This is a genomic window from Qipengyuania marincola, assembly GCF_029688625.1.
Taxonomy (GTDB): Bacteria; Pseudomonadota; Alphaproteobacteria; order Sphingomonadales; family Sphingomonadaceae; genus Qipengyuania.
Genome location: NZ_JARULC010000001.1, coordinates 788,198 through 804,501 on the forward strand (window position 1 = coordinate 788,198; position 16,304 = coordinate 804,501).

Genomic DNA, 16,304 nt, shown 5'->3' on the forward strand with positions numbered 1-16,304 from the left:
CCCTTTTTCGCGCGCCTATTCTGATTACGGTTCGAGGACGATTTTCCCGACGATATCTCCGCGCCGCATGGCCTCGAACGCTTCGCGCCATCGGGCAAGCGGCAGGATACGATCGACATGCGGCGCGATCTTTTCATCCCTCAGAAGGCCATCGAGTGCCGCGGCGATTGGAGCGCGTCGCTCGGGAAAGCGCCTGACGTATTCGCCCGCCCGGGCCCCGACCACGGAGAATCCCTTCATCAGCGGAATATTCACGGCGATCTCGGGAATGCGGCCGGAGACGAAGCCAATGACCAGGAGCTTTCCCCCGAAGGCAACGCAGCGCGTGCTCTCATCGAACACATTCCCGCCAACGGGATCATAAATGAGGTCGCACAGTCGACCGTCGGTCAATTCGGAAACCCGGTCGCGAAATCGGCCGGTGTTGAGGATGACTGCCTCCGGCCGCGCAATCCGGTCCAGCGCCTCGATCTTGTCTTCGCGGTGCGTAGCGGCGATGACTCTTGCACCTAGGGCGCGTGCGAGATCGCATGCTGCAAGGCCGACCCCGCCGCTCGCTCCGTGAACGAGCACCGTCTGGCCTGCCTTAAGACCACCGAGTTCTACAAGCGCGACATAGGCTGTGTGAAAGGCCGCGCCCATCGCGGCGGCGCTGGTGAAATCCAGATTTTCCGGCATGGGACGCAGCGCGCCGGCGGGCAAGGCAGCCAGTTCCGCGAACGCGCCTGTCTTCGCGCCGCCCATCACCCGGTCGCCGGGCGCAAAACCGGAGCTGCGCGGGGCCTCGAGCACCTCGCCGGCGAGCTCCAGCCCTGAAGTGAAGGGCAATTCCGGTTTGAATTGGTATTTGCCCTGCGTCATCAGCAGGTCGGGATAATTCAACGACGCCGCCCGTACGCGGACGATGACCTCGCCCTCCGGTCGGGGCACATCCTCGAGCGCAACACCCGCCAGATCGTCGGACAGCGCCGTGACCCGCAGAGCCTTCATCGTGTCAGAATTTGTCTTTCGCCGTCCGTAGTGCGGCGAAGGTCTCCGCGGGGCTGCTTCCACCCCAGCGATCGCGCAGGCTCCGATCGTCTGCACGCAGGAAAGGGTTGGTGGCCAATTCGCGCGACAGGAGAGTGGGAACCGTCGGCTCGCCCTTGGCGCGTTTCTTCTCCACCCGGGCGGCATAGAGCTGAAGCTCGGTGTTGTCGGGATCGGCATGCAGCGCGAACTTCGCATTGGCAGCGGTGTATTCGTGCGCGCAGTAAAGCAGCGTGTTGTCGGGTAGCTGCCGGATGCGGTCGAGCGAATGCCAGAACTGCTCCGGTTCGCCTTCGAACATGCGCCCGCAGCCGAGCGCGAAAACGCTGTCGCCGACGAAGGCCATGTCGGCCTTCGCGATATGATAGGCGATGTGGCCGTTTGTGTGCCCCGACACGTCGATGACGCGGGCGGTCCAGTCGCCCAGCGAAACGCTGTCGCCATTGCCGACAACCCGGTCGATCTTGGCGATCCTCTCGACCTCCTGGGGGGCGACCACCCTGGCACCGGTTGCTGCGACGATGTCGGCGTTTCCGCCGGCATGGTCCGGATGCCAATGCGTATTCCAGATCTGAGTAATCGTCCAGCCTTTGGCTTCGGCCTGGCGGAGATACTCCTTGCCATCAGGCGTATCGATCGCGGCGGTTTCGCCACTGTCGGGATCGTGGAGAAGGTATCCGTAATTGTCGGACAGGCAGGGGAACTGGTGAATTTCGAGCATGCGCGAGAGGGTAATCCCTGCCGCGCCAAAGGGAAAGGCCCGCCTGCCGGTGTGGCAAGCGGGCCTTCCTGATTACCCAGAAAAGGGATGGAAGAGCCTAGTCTTCCTTCTTCTTCAGCGCTTCGCCGAGGATGTCGCCGAGCGAGGCACCCGAGTCCGACGAACCGAACTGAGCAACCGCTTCCTTCTCTTCGGCGATCTGACGCGCCTTGATCGAGAAGTTGGGCTTCTTCGAACGGTCGAAACCGGTGACCATGGCGTCAACCTTGGCGCCCGGCTGGAAGCGGTCCGGACGCTGCTCGTCGCGGTCGCGGCCGAGGTCGCTGCGCTTGATGAAGCCGGTCGCGCCGTCTTCGCCAACCTGCACTTCGAGGCCGCCATCGCGAACTTCGAGCACGGTGACGGTGACGGTTTCGCCCTTGCGGAGGCTGCCCGAAGCACCGGCTTCGGTCGGTGCACCCTTTTCGAGCTGCTTCATGCCGAGGCTGATGCGCTCCTTGTCGGTGTCGACGTCGAGCACGACGGCTTCGACCTGCTCGCCCTTACGGTGCAGGGCCAGCGCGTCTTCACCCGAGATGCCCCAGGCGATGTCCGACATGTGAACCATGCCGTCGACGTCGCCGTCGAGGCCGATGAACAGGCCGAATTCGGTGGCGTTCTTGACTTCGCCCTCGACCTTCGAGCCGACCGGATGCTTCTCGGCGAACTCTTCCCACGGATTGCGCTGGGCCTGCTTGAGGCCGAGCGAAATGCGGCGCTTCTCACTATCCACTTCGAGGACCATGACTTCGACTTCCTGCGAGGTCGAGACGATCTTGCCCGGGTGGACGTTCTTCTTGGTCCAGCTCATTTCCGAAACGTGGACCAGGCCTTCGATGCCCGGCTCGATTTCGACGAATGCGCCGTATTCGGTGATGTTGGTGACGGTGCCCGTCAGCTTCATGCCGACCGGGTACTTGGCCGAAACGCCATCCCACGGATCCGATTCCAGCTGCTTCATGCCGAGGCTGATGCGCTGGGTATCTTCGTTGATGCGGATGATCTGGACGGTCACGGTCGCGCCGATCTCGATCATCTCGCTGGGGTGGTTGACGCGCTTGTAGCTCATGTCGGTCACATGCAGCAGGCCGTCGATACCGCCGAGGTCGACGAACGCACCGTAATCGGTGATGTTCTTAACCACGCCATCGATGACCTGGCCTTCCGACAGGTCGTTGATCAGCTCGCTGCGCTGTTCGGCGCGGGTTTCCTCGAGCACGGCGCGGCGCGAGACAACGATGTTGCCGCGGCGGCGGTCCATCTTGAGGATCTGGAACGGCTGCGCCATGTCCATGAGCGGAGTGACATCGCGCACGGGGCGGATGTCGACCTGCGAACCGGGCAGAAAGGCCACGGCGCCGTCGAGGTCGACGGTGAAGCCGCCCTTGACGCGGCCGAAGATGCGGCCCTCGACGCGCTTGCCTTCGCCGAATTCGCTTTCGAGCTTGTCCCAGGCGGCTTCACGGCGTGCGCGGTCGCGGCTGAGCATCGCTTCGCCGTCGGCATTCTCGACACGGTCGACATAGACTTCGACTTCGTCGCCGACCGAAGGTGCGGTTTCGGTTTCGGAGCGCTGGAATTCCTTGAGGTCGACGCGGCCTTCGCTCTTCAGGCCGACATCGATGTGGGCCATGCCGTTTTCGATGGCGGTGACGGTGCCCTTGACGACGCGGCCTTCGAAGCCGCCTTCGTCTGCGCCGCCGAGCTGCTCGTCGAGCATTTTCGCGAAATCATCGCGTGTGGGATTGGCTGCAGTTGCCATGTGGTGTGTAGTCCTGACTAATCGTTTTGCTACCGGCCACCGGTTTTCCCGGGGTCTTTCACCGCCTCTCGCACCATTGCGAGGTTAGCGGGGCAAGAGGGCCGACATCTCCGCGAGGCCGGATGCCGCCGCGAAGGTTCTTTCAATCCATTGACTGCGAGAACGGTCGCGCGCCTAGGCCAGAGACGGGCGAAAAGCAAGCGAATTACGGGTCTGGAGTGCCAGCCAATTGGGTCGCCAGAGATGGTTGTCGGCGCTTTCGGTGGCAAAAAACCAAATGCCGAAGGATTGTCTTGGCTCGTCGCGCCCCCGGCGCGGTCAACGATTTCCTAGTATTGCCGCTTTATCTCTGGTGCACGGAAAAAAGGATTGTTCTTGGGGGATTGAAATGACGAGCGTTTCTCTGTTGCGGACGGGCAGCGTGTCTGCTGCGTGCTTCCTGGTCGTCGCCTGTGGGGGTGGGGCCGACGGAACCTATGATGTGCCCATGGCCGACGCGAAGGCGCGGCTCGGCAGTTCGGTCCAGCGGTATAACGAGAGCGGCGATGGCGAGACCATGCGCACCGTGCGCGGCGCTGGCTGGCAAGGGGACCGGCTGCGCGTCGTCATCAATTCGGGGCATAGCGACCCGATCACCTATAGCTGCGCTGCAGTCGCTCAAAGCGTAGGCGAAACCAGCACGATGATAACCCCCGATTGTTCGGAATCGGTCATGGGTGGCGGCAAGGCGGTTTACAGGGAGCTGGCCGAAATCGAAGTGCGCGAATTCGTCCATGCGACGATGACCGGCGGCGAGATGGATGTGCGCAAGATGCGCGCGGCAGGCGGAGCACTTGCCACCAAGCACATGCCGCAGATGCAGGGCGAGGCCATGGCCGCCAATATGGAGGAAGTGGAGCGCACCTACCAGGATGAGCAGGGCGGCTGGACCACCTCCGAAGACCAGCTCGAGGACGACGGTTGGGGCACCAACTGATCGGAACGCGCCTAGGAAGCGCGGCGCGCGTGTTCCTCCACCGCTTCAATGGCGGCCTCGATCGCCTCCTTGCGATCGAAGCTGGTCGTATCGAAGATTAGTGCATCCGCCGCCGGCTTCAGCGGTGCGTCGGAGCGGTTCATGTCGCGCGCGTCGCGCCGGGCGAGATCGGCCTCGATATCGGTCAGGCGCACATCGAGCCCGCGCTCGCGCATCTCGCTGAAACGTCGCTTCCCGCGCGCTTCGACGCTGGCGGTGACGAACAGCTTTACCTCTGCCTCGGGCGCAATGACCGTGCCGATATCGCGCCCGTCGAGCACAGCACCGCCATCCTGCATGGCGAAGGTCCGCTGGCGTTCGTAAAGCGCCTGGCGGACGGCCGGATGGACCGAAACGCGGCTTGCAAGGCCACCGGTCTCCTCGGTCCGCAGGTGCGGATCATCCAGCAGGCTGTCGGGAAAGCTGGTGGCGGCCAGCGCATCGCCGCCGTCGTCGGGATCGCCGCCGTCGAGAAACACCTGCCGTCCGACCGCGCGATAGAGCAGGCCGGTGTCGAGATGCGGCAGGCCGAAATGCGCGGCAAGCGCCTTGGCTATTGTGCCCTTGCCCGAAGCGGTCGGGCCGTCGACGGCGATGATCATGCTTCGCGCTCCTGCCCCTTGCGGCCCGTGCGAATGGCCTTGGCTATGCCGAAGATGGCGATGGCCGCCCAGAAGCCCTCTAGCACGAGGCTCGGCCAATTGGTGTGCACCAGCAGCGATATGGTGAGGAGCGCCGCGCCCAGCAGGTTGGTCCCATGCAGGACGAAAGGGTTGGGCGCATCCTTTAGCGTTAGGTAGGCATAGGCACCGATAATGCAGGCGGTGCCGAGGAAGCCGACCATGCTGGCCCAGTCGAGTCCGATCATCGTGCGGCCTCCTGCAGAAGATCGATGAAGTTCGGGAAGCTGGTGGCGATCGGCTCGGTGCTATCGAGCTCGACACCCTGCTTGCTGGCAAGACCAGCCACCGCCATGCTCATCGCGATGCGGTGGTCGAGATGGGTCGTCACGACCCCGCCGCCGGTGATGGGTTTGCCACCGCTACCGCGGATTACCAGGCCATCGCCCCGCTCTTCGACCCTTGCGCCTGCTACATCGAGCGCGGCCGCCATGGCGGACAGCCGGTCGCTTTCCTTCACGCGCAATTCCTCCAGGCCCGAGGTGACAGTGGTGCCCTCTGCCATCGCGGCGGCAACGAAGAGCACGGGAAACTCGTCGATCATGCTGGGGGCGATGGCGGGATCGACCTCGACGCCCTTCAATTCCGCATGGCGCACTCGCAGGTCCGCGACGGGCTCGCCCCCGATCTCGCGTTCGTCGAGATAGTCGATGCTTGCGCCCATCTGCTCCAGCACGCGGAAGATACCGTTGCGGGTCGGATTGAGGCCGACATTCTCGATCACCAGATCGCTGCCCGGCACCACGCTGGCCGCGACTGCGAAGAACGCGGCGGATGACGGGTCGCCCGGCACCACGATGTCGCAGGGCGTCATATCGACCGGGCCGGTCACCGATATGCGCTTCTCGCCATCGGTTTCTTCGACCTGCACATCGACACCGAAGCCGCGCAGCATGCGCTCGGTGTGGTCGCGCGTCGGGACCGGCTCGACAACGGTGGTCGTACCAGGCGTATTGAGGCCGGCAAGCAGCACGGCGCTCTTCACCTGCGCGCTCGCCACAGGAAGGCGATAGGTGATGGGGACGGCGGGCTGCATGCCCTCCATGACCAGTGGCAGCGTGCCTCCGGGGGAGGGGGTGCATGTCGCGCCCATCAGCGAAAGCGGGTCGATCACGCGCTCCATCGGGCGCTTGGATAGGCTGGCGTCGCCAATGAAAGCGGCGGTGATGCCATGGCTTGCGACCAGCCCCATCAAGAGGCGCGTCGAGGTGCCGGAATTGCCCATTTCCAGCGCCTGCTCGGGCTGGAGCAGTGTCCCGACCCCGGCGCCGTCCACCACCCAATCCTCGCCGTTACGCTCGATCACCGCGCCCATTGCGCGCAGAGCGGCAGCGGTGGCAAGCACATCCTCTCCCTCGAGGAGGCCGGAGATGCGGCTGCGACCGACCGCCAACGCGCCGAACATCAGAGCGCGATGGCTGATCGATTTGTCGCCCGGCACGCGGATACGTCCGGTCAGGGGTCCGGAAGGCACGAAGCGGCGAGCGGTCACGAATGCGTATCCATAGGAAAGCGGCGCTTTGACAGCGCATATGTGTTCTGGCAAGGCGCGCGCGCTGTTGATTCCTGCGCCGCGGGATCCCATCAATACGATTACGAATTCACGCGCTCCCGCCTGCGATTGGCGGGCGCGGCCAATCCAAGGATTACACATGGTCAAACCTGAATGGGGCACCAAGCGGACCTGCCCGAATTGCGGCACCCGCTTCTACGATCTGAACAAGGACGATCCCGTCACCTGCATCGAGTGCGGCGAGGAATGGACGCCCGAGCCGGTGCTCAAGTCGAAGCAGCCGATTCTCGCCGAGGAAGAGGCGAAGAAGAAAAAGGATGCCGAGGCAGATAGCGATCTGAGCGGCGACGACGATGACGATCTGGATATCGACATCGACGAAGACGGCGATTCGCCCGACAACGAAGTCGATCTCGGCGGCGATGACGACCTTGGCGTCGAAACCAAGTCCAAGGGCGACGACGACGACGCCGACGAAAGCTGATTTTTCCCTTGCTTTGCGGGTGGCGGCCTCATAAAGGGCTGCCTCCGCAAGGCTGGCGTGCCTCCCAGGGTGCGCCGTTAGAAATGGCTCGGGGCCTTAGCTCAGCTGGGAGAGCGCTACAATGGCATTGTAGAGGTCAGCGGTTCGATCCCGCTAGGCTCCACCATTTCCGGTTCCACCGTCTTTCGGCCCGTGCTGGGCTGCAAATGGCGGGTCCGTCCGCTTCCGGTGCTCACGACCTGAAGGTCGCTGCGCTCCGGTTCTCCGGTCCCACCATTTTCGCTTCCAGCACAAGCCGAAATCCGGCGAAACCGCAGTCGGGGTTTGATGGTAGCAGGTCGTGGCGACGGCTGCGGCTTGCTTCCACCACACCCGGGCAAACAGTTTGGGTTTCATCGGGGAATTCCCCACGCTGGCCGACGAGTTCTCGTCCGCCGGCGATTTTTGCGTTTAATCCGGTAGCGCAAGTTACTGGAAGGAGAAGTAGGCATGTTCGACAGTCTGTCCGACCGCCTCGGCAATGTTTTCGACCGCCTGAAGGGGCGCGGCGCGCTGAGCGAAGGCGATGTGCGCGAGGCGATGCGCGAGATCCGCATTGCTCTGCTCGAAGCCGACGTCGCGCTGCCGGTCGTGCGCCGCTTCATCGATGCCGTGACCGAGAAGGCGATCGGGTCGGACGTGCTGAAGTCGGTCACGCCCGGCCAGCAGGTCGTCAAGATCGTCGACGACGAACTTACCGCGATGCTCGGCGGCGGCGAGGACGCCGATCCCAAGGACCGCGAACTCAATTTCAACGCCAAGCCCCCGGTCGTCATCATGATGGTCGGCCTGCAGGGCTCGGGCAAAACCACCACCACGGCCAAGCTCGGCAAGCTGATCCGCGAGAAGCACGGGAAGAAGGCGCTGATGGCGTCGCTCGACGTCAATCGCCCGGCCGCGCAGGAACAGCTCAAGGTGCTGGGCGAACAGGTCGATGTCGCGACCCTGCCGATCGTCGAAGGCCAGCAGCCGGTCGATATCGCCCGCCGCGCGATGGACAGCGCGAAACTGCAAAGCGCCGACGTTCTGTTGCTCGACACCGCGGGTCGCCTGCATGTCGACGAAGCGCTGATGGCCGAAATGAAGGCCATCTCGCAGGTCAGCGCGCCGACCGAAGTGCTGCTGGTGGTCGACAGCCTGACCGGTCAGGACGCAGTCAATGTCGCGCAGAGCTTCACCGGCGAAGTGCCGCTGACCGGCGTGGTGCTCACCCGCATGGACGGTGATGCGCGCGGCGGTGCGGCGCTCTCCATGCGCTATGTCACAGGCAAGCCGATCAAGTTTGCCGGGACGGGCGAGAAGCTGGACGCGATCGAGGCCTTCGATCCCAAGCGCGTCGCCGGCCGTATCCTCGGCATGGGCGACGTCGTGTCGCTGGTCGAAAGGGCCGCGGCCACGATCAAGCAGGATGAGGCCGAGGCGCTCGCCAAGAAGATGGCGAAGGGTCAGTTCGACCTCGAAGACCTGCGCATGCAATTGAAGCAGATGCAGCAAATGGGCGGCCTCGGCATGCTTGCGGGCATGATGCCTGGCATGAAGAAAGCCAAGGCTGCGATGGCGGCGAGCGGCATGGACGACCGCGTCTTGCTCCACATGGATGCGATCATCGGCTCGATGACGCCCAAGGAGCGCAAGAACCCCGCGCTCTTGAACGCCAAGCGCAAGAAGCGCGTGGCGGCGGGTTCGGGCACTCAGGTGCAGGAGGTCAACAAGGTGCTGAAAATGCACCAGGAGATGTCCCGCGCGATGAAGCAGATCAAGAAGATGGGCGGCCTCAAGGGTCTCGGCGCGCTGTTCGGGGGCGGGGGAATGCCCGGCATGGGCGGTGCGCCCGGCGGCGCGGGGATGGGCGGCATGCCCGGCCTTGGCGGCCCCGGCACCGGCAGTGGCAAGGAACCCGGCGTCGATCCCTCGACACTCCCGCCGGAACTGCGCGACCTGTTGAACAAGAAATAGATTTCAGACGTTTACATTCGAAAGGTAATACCAAATGTCAGTAGCAATCCGTCTTTCCCGTGGCGGCGCGAAAAAGCGCCCCTACTACCGCATCGTCGTTGCCGACTCGCGTGCTGCGCGTGACGGCAAGTATCTCGAGCAGATCGGCACCTACAACCCGATGCTGCCGAAGGATTCCGAAGAGCGCGTGAAGCTCAACGAGGACCGCGCTCGCCACTGGCTGAGCGTCGGCGCCAAGCCGTCGGACCGCGTGCACCGCTTCCTCGATGCCGCCGGCATCCTCGAGCGCGCGCCGAAGAACAATCCGAAGAAGGGCGAGCCGGGCGAAGCCGCCAAGGAACGCGCCGAGGAAAAGGCCGCGAAGGTCGCCGAAGCCGAAGAAGCGAAGAAGGCTGCTGAAGAAGAAGCCAAGGCCGCTGCTGAGGCTCCCGCTGAAGAAGCTCCGGCCGAAGAAGCCGCGACCGAAGAAGCACCCGCAGAAGAAGGCGCTGCTGCCGAAGCCGCGGAAACCGCAGACGAAGCGGAAGAGAAGGCCGAGTAAGCCTCTTCGATGCAGGACAAGCCCGTCACTCTCGCCGCCGTCACTGGCGCGCACGGCGTGACGGGCGAGGTCCGCCTGAAGCTGTTCGGCGAGGGGCTGGAAGGCCTGAAACCGCACAAGAGCTTCAATGGGGGTGCGTTGACCCTCGCGAAAATACGCAGCGACAACAAGGGCGGTGCCATCGCACGCTTTGCCGAAGTCACGGATCGGACCGCGGCGGAGCAGCTGCGCGGCACTGCCCTTTGCGTATCCCGCGATGACCTGCCGCCGCTGGAGGCAGGCGAATTCTACCATTCGGACCTGCTCGATCTTGCGGTTGTCAGCGACAAGGGCGAGCCCCTTGGTCGGGTCTGCGCGGTCGAGAATTTCGGCGCGAGCGATATCGTCGAGATCGAAAAGCCCGACGGAAAGACATTTATGGTTCCGCTGACCGAGCAAGCCGTACCGGGCTGGGACGGCGAAACGCTGACGGTCAACGCCGACTTTGTCGATTAGCGCCGAAGGGGGCGTTGCTCGGCGAGATGGTTGCGGATCGTCGTTGCGGCGACGCCGGCCTGACCCATCGCGTGGCTGATCTGGTCGAGGCCGAGCACGACATCGCCCGCGGCAAACAGCCCCGGCACGCTCGTTTCCATGTGATCATCGACGATGATGCAGTCGCCGTCGCTCACTTGTGCTCCGCACGCTTGTGCCAGGCCAGAGCGCACGACCGAACCGAGTGCCGGATAGACGGAGTCAAACTCCATCGATCCCTCGGCGGTTTCGACTGACAACCTGTCGCCGGTGATGGCGAACGCACCGCACGGGCCCACCCGACGCGCGATGCCTGCTTCGTCCAGCGCAGCCGAGCATTCGTCCGAGAGATCGTGATCGCCGTTCGGCGAGATCAGCGTCAGGTCGGCTGTGTAGCCGCGCAGGAACAGCGCCTCTGCCGTGCCATGATCGCCGGTGCCGATGACGCCGACGCGCTTGTCCGTGACCTCGTATCCGTCGCAGACCGGGCAATAGCGGATGAGACCGCGCGAGAGTGCTTCATCGTGCAATTGGTCGTCCATCCCGTCCGGTCGGTTGTTGACGACGCCCGTAGCAAGCAGGACGGTTCGAGCGCGATACGTCTCATCATCGCAGGTGACGATGAACAGATCGCCTTGCTTCGCCAGGTCGGTGACGCGCTTCGGTTCGCGCAGCGCGCCGTATTTCGCCGCCTGCTCGCGCATCCGGTCGAGCAAATCCTCGCCGTGGATGCCGTCGGGAAAGCCGGCGTGATTGTGGCTCGTCGGGATCCAACTCGCGCGGCTGGTGCCGCAATCGAACATGCGGATCGAAAGATGATAGCGCGCGAGGTAGATCGCGGCAGTCAGCCCGGCCGGGCCAGCGCCCACGATTATGCAGTCGTCCACATCCATGCAGGCGCAACGCGCGGGATGGCAATGCGGTGCCCGTGGCGCTAGCAGGCTGTCATGACCCCGCTGAAAGTCGCTATCGTCCAGGCCGCACCGATCCCGCTGGCCATCCCGGATGGCATCGAGCAGGCGGTGCAGTTGGCGCGCGAAGCGGTGGAGGGCGGCGCACAGCTGGTCGCCTTCGGCGAGACCTTCCTCGGCGGCTATCCGCTGTGGCTAGACGAAGCGCCCGGTGCGGCCTTGTGGGATCACCCGGGCACCAAGGCGCTGCACCGCATCCTGCTCGAACAGGCCATCGTGCAGAACGACGAGCGGCTGCTGCCCTTGCAGGAACTGTGCGATGCGACCGGCGCGGTGATCAGCATCGGCGCGCATGAGCGGGTGCGGCGCAGCCTCTACAACAACCAGATGACCTTCCGGCCCGGCCTGCCGGTGCTCGACCACCGCAAGCTGGTGCCGACACATGGCGAGCGGCTGGTCTGGATGCGCGGCGACGGCTCGACGCTCGGCGTGCATCAGGCGGAGTGGGGCAGCGTCGGCAGCCTGATCTGCTGGGAGCACTGGATGCCGCTCGCCCGCGCGGCGATGCACAACCTCGGTGAGAGTGTGCACGTCGCCTGCTGGCCCACAGTGCGCGAAGAATACGCACTCGCCTCGCGGCACTATGCGATGGAGGGCCGCTGCTTCGTGCTGGCAGCAGGGCTGGTGCAGGCGAAGAACGATCTGTTCGACGGGCTGGAGCGGGTTGCCCTCGCTCAAGCAGCCGGAGGCGGTAGCGGACAAGTAATCGATGCTGCGGCGAAGGAGTTACTCGAGGCAATCGAGGGCGAGGCGCTCAACCGCGGTGGCTCAATGATCATCGCACCCGATGCGCGGATCATCGCGCAGGCGGGCGAGGGCGAGGAGACGCTGTTCGCAGAGCTTGATTTGTCCGAGGTCGAAGAAGGCTTGTCGTCGCTTGATACGGACGGTCACTACTCACGGCCTGATGTGTTCGAGCTGCGCATCGACAGAGGCGCCAAACCGGGAGTGGACTGGACGAATGATTGACGATCCCTTTGTAATCACCGCTGCTTATGCCGCCGGAGCCGCCGCGCTCAGCTTCGGGATCGCGAAACTCTCGCCCGGTATCAAACGCAAGTGGCGTCACCTTTTTTCGGGTGTAGCGCCGCTCGGCGGCGTTTACGCCGGGATCATCGTGCGCGACGACGTCGTGGTGCTCGATGGTGGCGACCTGATGTTTTCGGGCGTGCTTGTCGCAGCCGGAATTGCCGCCTCGCTTGCCGCGACTGGTCGCCTGAACTCTGCGGAACGCTCCCTTCTAGCGCGCTGAACTGCGCCGATGCTTGCCAAGGCGCGAGGCGTCCCGCATGGCGCGCCCGATGACCTTCGCCGCCACTATCCTCACTCTCTATCCCGAGATGTTCCCCGGGCCGCTGGGGGTGTCGCTTGCGGGCAGGGCACTGGAGCGGGGGAACTGGTCGTGCGAGACCGTCCAGATCCGCGATTTTGCGACTGACAAACACCGTACTGTGGACGATACCCCGGCAGGTGGCGGAGCGGGGATGGTGCTCAAGGCAGACGTGCTAGGACCGGCGATCGAGAATGTCGGCTTTGATCGCCCGATCCTCGCCATGACCCCGCGCGGGAAGCCGATCACGCAGAAGCGCATTCGCGAGATCGCGGCGGGCTCCGGCGTCGCCATCATCTGCGGCCGTTTCGAGGGCTTCGACGAGCGCCTGTTCGATCATTATCCGCAGATAGAGCAAGTCAGCCTCGCCGATATCGTCCTTTCGGGCGGAGAGCCCGCCGCGCTGGCGATTCTCGACGCTTGCATTCGCCTGCTTCCCGGAGTAATGGGCGCGCCCACAAGCGGGCATGAGGAATCGTTCGAGGACGGTCTCCTGGAATACCCGCAATATACCCGACCTCAAGAATGGGAAGGGCGCACGATCCCTGAAGTGCTGCGATCGGGGGATCATGCGAAAATCGCTGCATGGCGCAAGGCCAGGAGCGAGGACGATACACGGTTACGCAGGCCGGACCTTTGGGAGCGTTACAGTGACGCTCGGGACCGACCTGCCTCTGGCGCGCGGCTAAAGAAGTAGGAAATACAGGCCATGAACCTGATCCAGCAGCTCGAAGCCGAAGCGATCGAAAACCTCGGCAAGGACATTCCCGAATTCCGCGCAGGCGATACCGTCCGCGTCGGCGTGAAGGTCGTCGAAGGCACCCGCGAGCGTGTCCAGAATTTCGAAGGCGTCGTCATTGCCCGCTCCAACCGTGGCATGGGCAGCAACTTCACCGTCCGCAAGATGAGCTTCGGCGAAGGCGTGGAACGCGTGTTCCCGCTTTACAGCCCGATCGTCGACAGCATCACCGTGGTGCGTCGCGGCATCGTGCGTCGCGCGAAGCTCTACTATCTGCGTGGCCGCACCGGTAAGCGCGCGCGTATCGCCGAGCGTCGCGAGAACGCGCCGAAGGCGTAAGCGCCTCACCGCGAACAGCGAAACAAATAAAGGGCGGCTCCCGGAGACGGGGGCCGCCCTTTTGCGTGGGGATCGTAAGAGGAGACCGGACCTGGCCTCCCTTCGATGTTGCCGCCGCGGAGCCAGTGAGCCGGAAATTCGGCCCCGCGACGTCCATGCCTGTCTGCGCTGCCACGCCTTAACGGGATTTAAGGAAGCGCGCTTAAGGCGAAATTAGGCATGGTTTGCAGGCGCATGGGGCTTGCGCCGATCTGCCGCGCTCGCCATCACCGGCGCCGGACTGCCGGGAGAGATCGATTGCGCCCCATTACCTATGCCGCCGCGCTGGCGCTGGGCACCTGCCTTGCCGCGCCGCTTGCCGCCCAGACTGCCCCATCGTCAGAGGAGACCGCGCCCGTGGAGCTCACCTTCAAACGCGTTTTCGCTTCGCCTTCGCTCGATGGCCCCGCGCCGCGCCAGGCGAAGCTATCGCCCGACGGCCGCTACCTCACCCTGCTGCGCAACCGCGAGGACGACCGCGAACGCTACGATCTGTGGGGCTATGATCGCGAAACCGGCGAATGGTCGATGCTGGTGGACAGCGAAGCGCTCGGCACCGGGCGCGAGCTTTCGGAAGACGAGAAAATGCAGCGCGAGCGCGCCCGCGTCGGCAATCTCAAGGGTATCATCAGCTACCAGTGGACCAGGGATGGCGAGGGCGTGCTCGTCCCCCTCGATGGCGATCTCTACCTGGCGCGCATCGGCGGCGAGGTGGTCCAGCTCACCGATACGGAGGAAAGCGAACTCAACCCCTCGCTCAGCGGCACCGGCGCCTATGTCAGCTTCGTGCGCGACCGCCAGCTGTGGGTCGGTGAAGTCGGCGAGGAGGCCGCACCGATCACGCCGAAAGAGGGGGAGGCGATCCGCTGGGGCGAGGCGGAATTCGTCGCGCAGGAGGAAATGGGGCGGCTCACCGGATATTGGTGGAGCCCCGACGACAGCCGCATTGCGGTGCAGCGCTTCGACGAAAGCATGGTCGGCATCGTCACCCGCGCCGCGATCGGTGCGACCGGCACACAGGTATTCGACCAGCGCTATCCCGTAGCAGGCAGCGAGAATGCCGATGTCGAACTGTTCGTCATGGACCCCGATGGCGGAAACCGCGTCAGGGTGAACCTCTCCGATTTCCAGCATCCGGACGTCTACACCGATGGCGATCCGACCGATTTTTATCTGGCCAGAGTCGATTGGGCCCCGAACGGCAGCGCGCTCTACGTCCAGCGACAAAACCGCGAACAGACCCATATGGACCTTCTGCGGGTCGATCCTGCCACGGGCGCCGTGGCTCCGGTCTTCGCGGAGAAGGCTGCGGCTGACGATTACTGGATCAATCTGTCGGACAACTACAAGGTTCTCGACAATGGCGACCTGCTCTGGTGGTCCGAACGGGACGGTTACGGACACCTTTACCTCTATTCCGGCGATAGCTGGGCAAGCTCGCGGCAATTGACCCGCGGCCAGTTCGTGGTGACCAAGCTGGTCGGAGTCGACCAGTCGGCCCAGCGCCTGTTCTTTACGGCAACCAGTGAAGCCGACCCGCTCGAACAGCATGTCTATGCGCTCGGCTACGGGGATGACATCATCGGAACGCCCGAGCGGCTGACCGAGGACGGCTTCACCCATTCCGCCACGATGGACTCGCGCGGTCAGACGCTGCTGGTCACGCGGTCTAGCGACGACACGCCGCCACAGATCTATCTTGCGGACCAAACGGGCGAGCGGCTGGCATGGGTCGAGGAAAATGCGCTGGACGCGGAGCATCCCTATGCGCCTTTCCTCGCCAGCCATCGCCCGACGCAATACGGCACTATTGCCGCCGAGGACGGCACGCCGCTTTATTGGGAAATGGTCACGCCCGAAATAGAGCCGGGCAAGCGCTATCCGGTCTATTTCTACCACTATGGTGGGCCAGGACCGCAGATCGTCAATCGCGGCTGGAATGGCGCGCTGCGGCAGGCGATCGTCGACAAGGGCTACATATGGTTCGCGCTCGACAACCGCGGCTCTGCCAATCGGGGCGTCGCTTTCGAACAGCCGATTTATCGCGCGATGGGCGGCGTGGAGGTGCGTGACCAGAAAGCCGGGGCGGAGTATCTCAAGACGCTCGATTTCGTCGATCCGGACAAGATCGCGATCGATGGCTGGTCCTATGGCGGGTACATGACACTGAAGCAGCTCCAGGCCGATCCCGGCCTCTACGCCGCGGGCATCAGCGGCGCTCCGGTGACCAGGTGGGAGCTGTACGACACGCACTACACCGAACGCTACATGGGCACACCGCAAGCCGATGGCGCCGCGTATGAGGCGGCCAGTGCGATCCCGAATGCGACCGCAATCAGCGATCCGCTGCTGATTATCCACGGCATGGCCGACGACAATGTGGTCTTTGAGAATGCGACCGAGATCATCTCGAAGATGCAGGAAGCCAATGTGCCGTTTCAGATGATGCTTTATCCGGGCTACACCCATCGCGTCTCGGGCGAGCAGATCAGCCCGCATCGCTACAACACCGTATTCCGCTTTCTCGAGCATCACGGCGTGACGCCGCCAGAATAGCGGTTTACCCCGCGCAATCGAATGTGCGGTTGCGGGCG

At 64.0% G+C, this 16,304-nt stretch carries 17 protein-coding genes and 1 tRNA gene; 11 read left to right on the forward strand and 7 right to left on the reverse strand.

What is annotated here, in order from left to right; genetic code table 11:
• Positions 1–24 precede the first annotated feature (24 nt).
• The 3 genes from P8Q88_RS03935 to rpsA all read right to left on the reverse strand — a co-directional run bounded on the left by P8Q88_RS03935 (position 25) and on the right by rpsA (position 3,551).
• Positions 25–990: an NADPH:quinone oxidoreductase family protein gene (locus P8Q88_RS03935; protein WP_278322514.1), complete on the reverse strand. Its 966-nt coding sequence runs from the start codon at positions 988–990 to the stop codon at positions 25–27.
• A 4-nt stretch (positions 991–994) separates the two neighbouring features.
• Entirely contained in the window at positions 995–1,750 is a 756-nt protein-coding gene (gene gloB / locus P8Q88_RS03940) for a hydroxyacylglutathione hydrolase (RefSeq protein ID WP_278322515.1), read from the reverse strand.
• Positions 1,751–1,847: 97 nt separating this feature from the next.
• Positions 1,848–3,551: a 30S ribosomal protein S1 gene (rpsA, locus tag P8Q88_RS03945; RefSeq protein WP_278322516.1), complete on the reverse strand. Its 1,704-nt coding sequence runs from the start codon at positions 3,549–3,551 to the stop codon at positions 1,848–1,850.
• A 388-nt stretch (positions 3,552–3,939) separates the two neighbouring features.
• Here rpsA and P8Q88_RS03950 point away from each other — a divergent pair, with 388 nt between their 5' ends.
• Positions 3,940–4,527, forward strand: a complete 588-nt coding sequence (locus P8Q88_RS03950) for a hypothetical protein (RefSeq protein ID WP_278322517.1) — start codon at positions 3,940–3,942, stop codon at positions 4,525–4,527.
• Positions 4,528–4,538: 11 nt separating this feature from the next.
• On the opposite strand, the gene P8Q88_RS03955 is transcribed toward P8Q88_RS03950, so the two are convergent.
• From P8Q88_RS03955 to aroA, 3 genes are read right to left on the reverse strand one after another with little or no spacing between them, the layout of a single operon-like run.
• The gene (locus tag P8Q88_RS03955) at positions 4,539–5,168 is read right to left on the reverse strand and encodes a (d)CMP kinase (RefSeq protein WP_278322518.1); all 630 of its coding nucleotides are present in this window, start codon (positions 5,166–5,168) and stop codon (positions 4,539–4,541) included.
• Positions 5,165–5,434: a CBU_0592 family membrane protein gene (locus P8Q88_RS03960; RefSeq protein ID WP_278322519.1), complete on the reverse strand. Its 270-nt coding sequence runs from the start codon at positions 5,432–5,434 to the stop codon at positions 5,165–5,167. The genes P8Q88_RS03955 and P8Q88_RS03960 overlap by 4 nt, the downstream gene beginning before the upstream one ends.
• Complete coding sequence (gene aroA / locus P8Q88_RS03965) at positions 5,431–6,738, reverse strand: 3-phosphoshikimate 1-carboxyvinyltransferase (RefSeq protein ID WP_278322520.1); 1,308 nt, start codon at positions 6,736–6,738, stop codon at positions 5,431–5,433. Before aroA ends, P8Q88_RS03960 begins: the two co-directional genes overlap by 4 nt.
• Before the next feature lie 160 nt (positions 6,739–6,898).
• On the opposite strand from aroA, the gene P8Q88_RS03970 reads away from it, so the two are divergent.
• The 5 genes from P8Q88_RS03970 to rimM all read left to right on the forward strand — a co-directional run bounded on the left by P8Q88_RS03970 (position 6,899) and on the right by rimM (position 10,274).
• A complete protein-coding gene (locus tag P8Q88_RS03970) occupies positions 6,899–7,243 on the forward strand; it encodes a TIGR02300 family protein (RefSeq protein WP_278322521.1) in 345 nt (114 codons plus the stop codon).
• A gap of 90 nt (positions 7,244–7,333) precedes the next feature.
• Positions 7,334–7,409: transfer RNA gene (locus P8Q88_RS03975), tRNA-Ala, on the forward strand.
• Between the two features lie 323 nt (positions 7,410–7,732).
• Positions 7,733–9,238, forward strand: coding sequence for a signal recognition particle protein (gene ffh, locus P8Q88_RS03980; protein ID WP_278322522.1), 1,506 nt, complete (start codon positions 7,733–7,735; stop codon positions 9,236–9,238).
• Positions 9,239–9,272: 34 nt separating this feature from the next.
• Positions 9,273–9,779 (forward strand): 30S ribosomal protein S16, encoded by a 507-nt coding sequence (gene rpsP / locus P8Q88_RS03985; RefSeq protein WP_278322523.1) that lies wholly within the window; start codon positions 9,273–9,275, stop codon positions 9,777–9,779.
• A 9-nt stretch (positions 9,780–9,788) separates the two neighbouring features.
• Positions 9,789–10,274: a ribosome maturation factor RimM gene (gene rimM / locus P8Q88_RS03990; protein ID WP_278322524.1), complete on the forward strand. Its 486-nt coding sequence runs from the start codon at positions 9,789–9,791 to the stop codon at positions 10,272–10,274.
• Here the strand turns inward: rimM and P8Q88_RS03995 are convergent.
• The gene (locus P8Q88_RS03995) at positions 10,271–11,185 is read right to left on the reverse strand and encodes an NAD(P)/FAD-dependent oxidoreductase (RefSeq protein WP_278322525.1); all 915 of its coding nucleotides are present in this window, start codon (positions 11,183–11,185) and stop codon (positions 10,271–10,273) included. The two genes, rimM and P8Q88_RS03995, sit on opposite strands and share 4 nt — an antisense overlap.
• A gap of 54 nt (positions 11,186–11,239) precedes the next feature.
• Here P8Q88_RS03995 and P8Q88_RS04000 point away from each other — a divergent pair, with 54 nt between their 5' ends.
• The 5 genes from P8Q88_RS04000 (at position 11,240) to P8Q88_RS04020 (ending at position 16,266) form a co-directional block, all read left to right on the forward strand.
• Positions 11,240–12,232: a carbon-nitrogen hydrolase family protein gene (locus tag P8Q88_RS04000; protein ID WP_278322526.1), complete on the forward strand. Its 993-nt coding sequence runs from the start codon at positions 11,240–11,242 to the stop codon at positions 12,230–12,232.
• Entirely contained in the window at positions 12,225–12,515 is a 291-nt protein-coding gene (locus P8Q88_RS04005; RefSeq protein WP_278322527.1) for a hypothetical protein, read from the forward strand. The genes P8Q88_RS04000 and P8Q88_RS04005 overlap by 8 nt, the downstream gene beginning before the upstream one ends.
• Positions 12,516–12,564: 49 nt before the next feature.
• Positions 12,565–13,290, forward strand: coding sequence for a tRNA (guanosine(37)-N1)-methyltransferase TrmD (trmD, locus tag P8Q88_RS04010; protein WP_278322767.1), 726 nt, complete (start codon positions 12,565–12,567; stop codon positions 13,288–13,290).
• 12 nt (positions 13,291–13,302) lie between these two features.
• A complete protein-coding gene (gene rplS / locus P8Q88_RS04015) occupies positions 13,303–13,671 on the forward strand; it encodes a 50S ribosomal protein L19 (protein WP_278322528.1) in 369 nt (122 codons plus the stop codon).
• Positions 13,672–13,968: 297 nt separating this feature from the next.
• Positions 13,969–16,266, forward strand: a complete 2,298-nt coding sequence (locus tag P8Q88_RS04020; RefSeq protein WP_278322529.1) for a S9 family peptidase — start codon at positions 13,969–13,971, stop codon at positions 16,264–16,266.
• Positions 16,267–16,304: the final 38 nt, after the last annotated feature.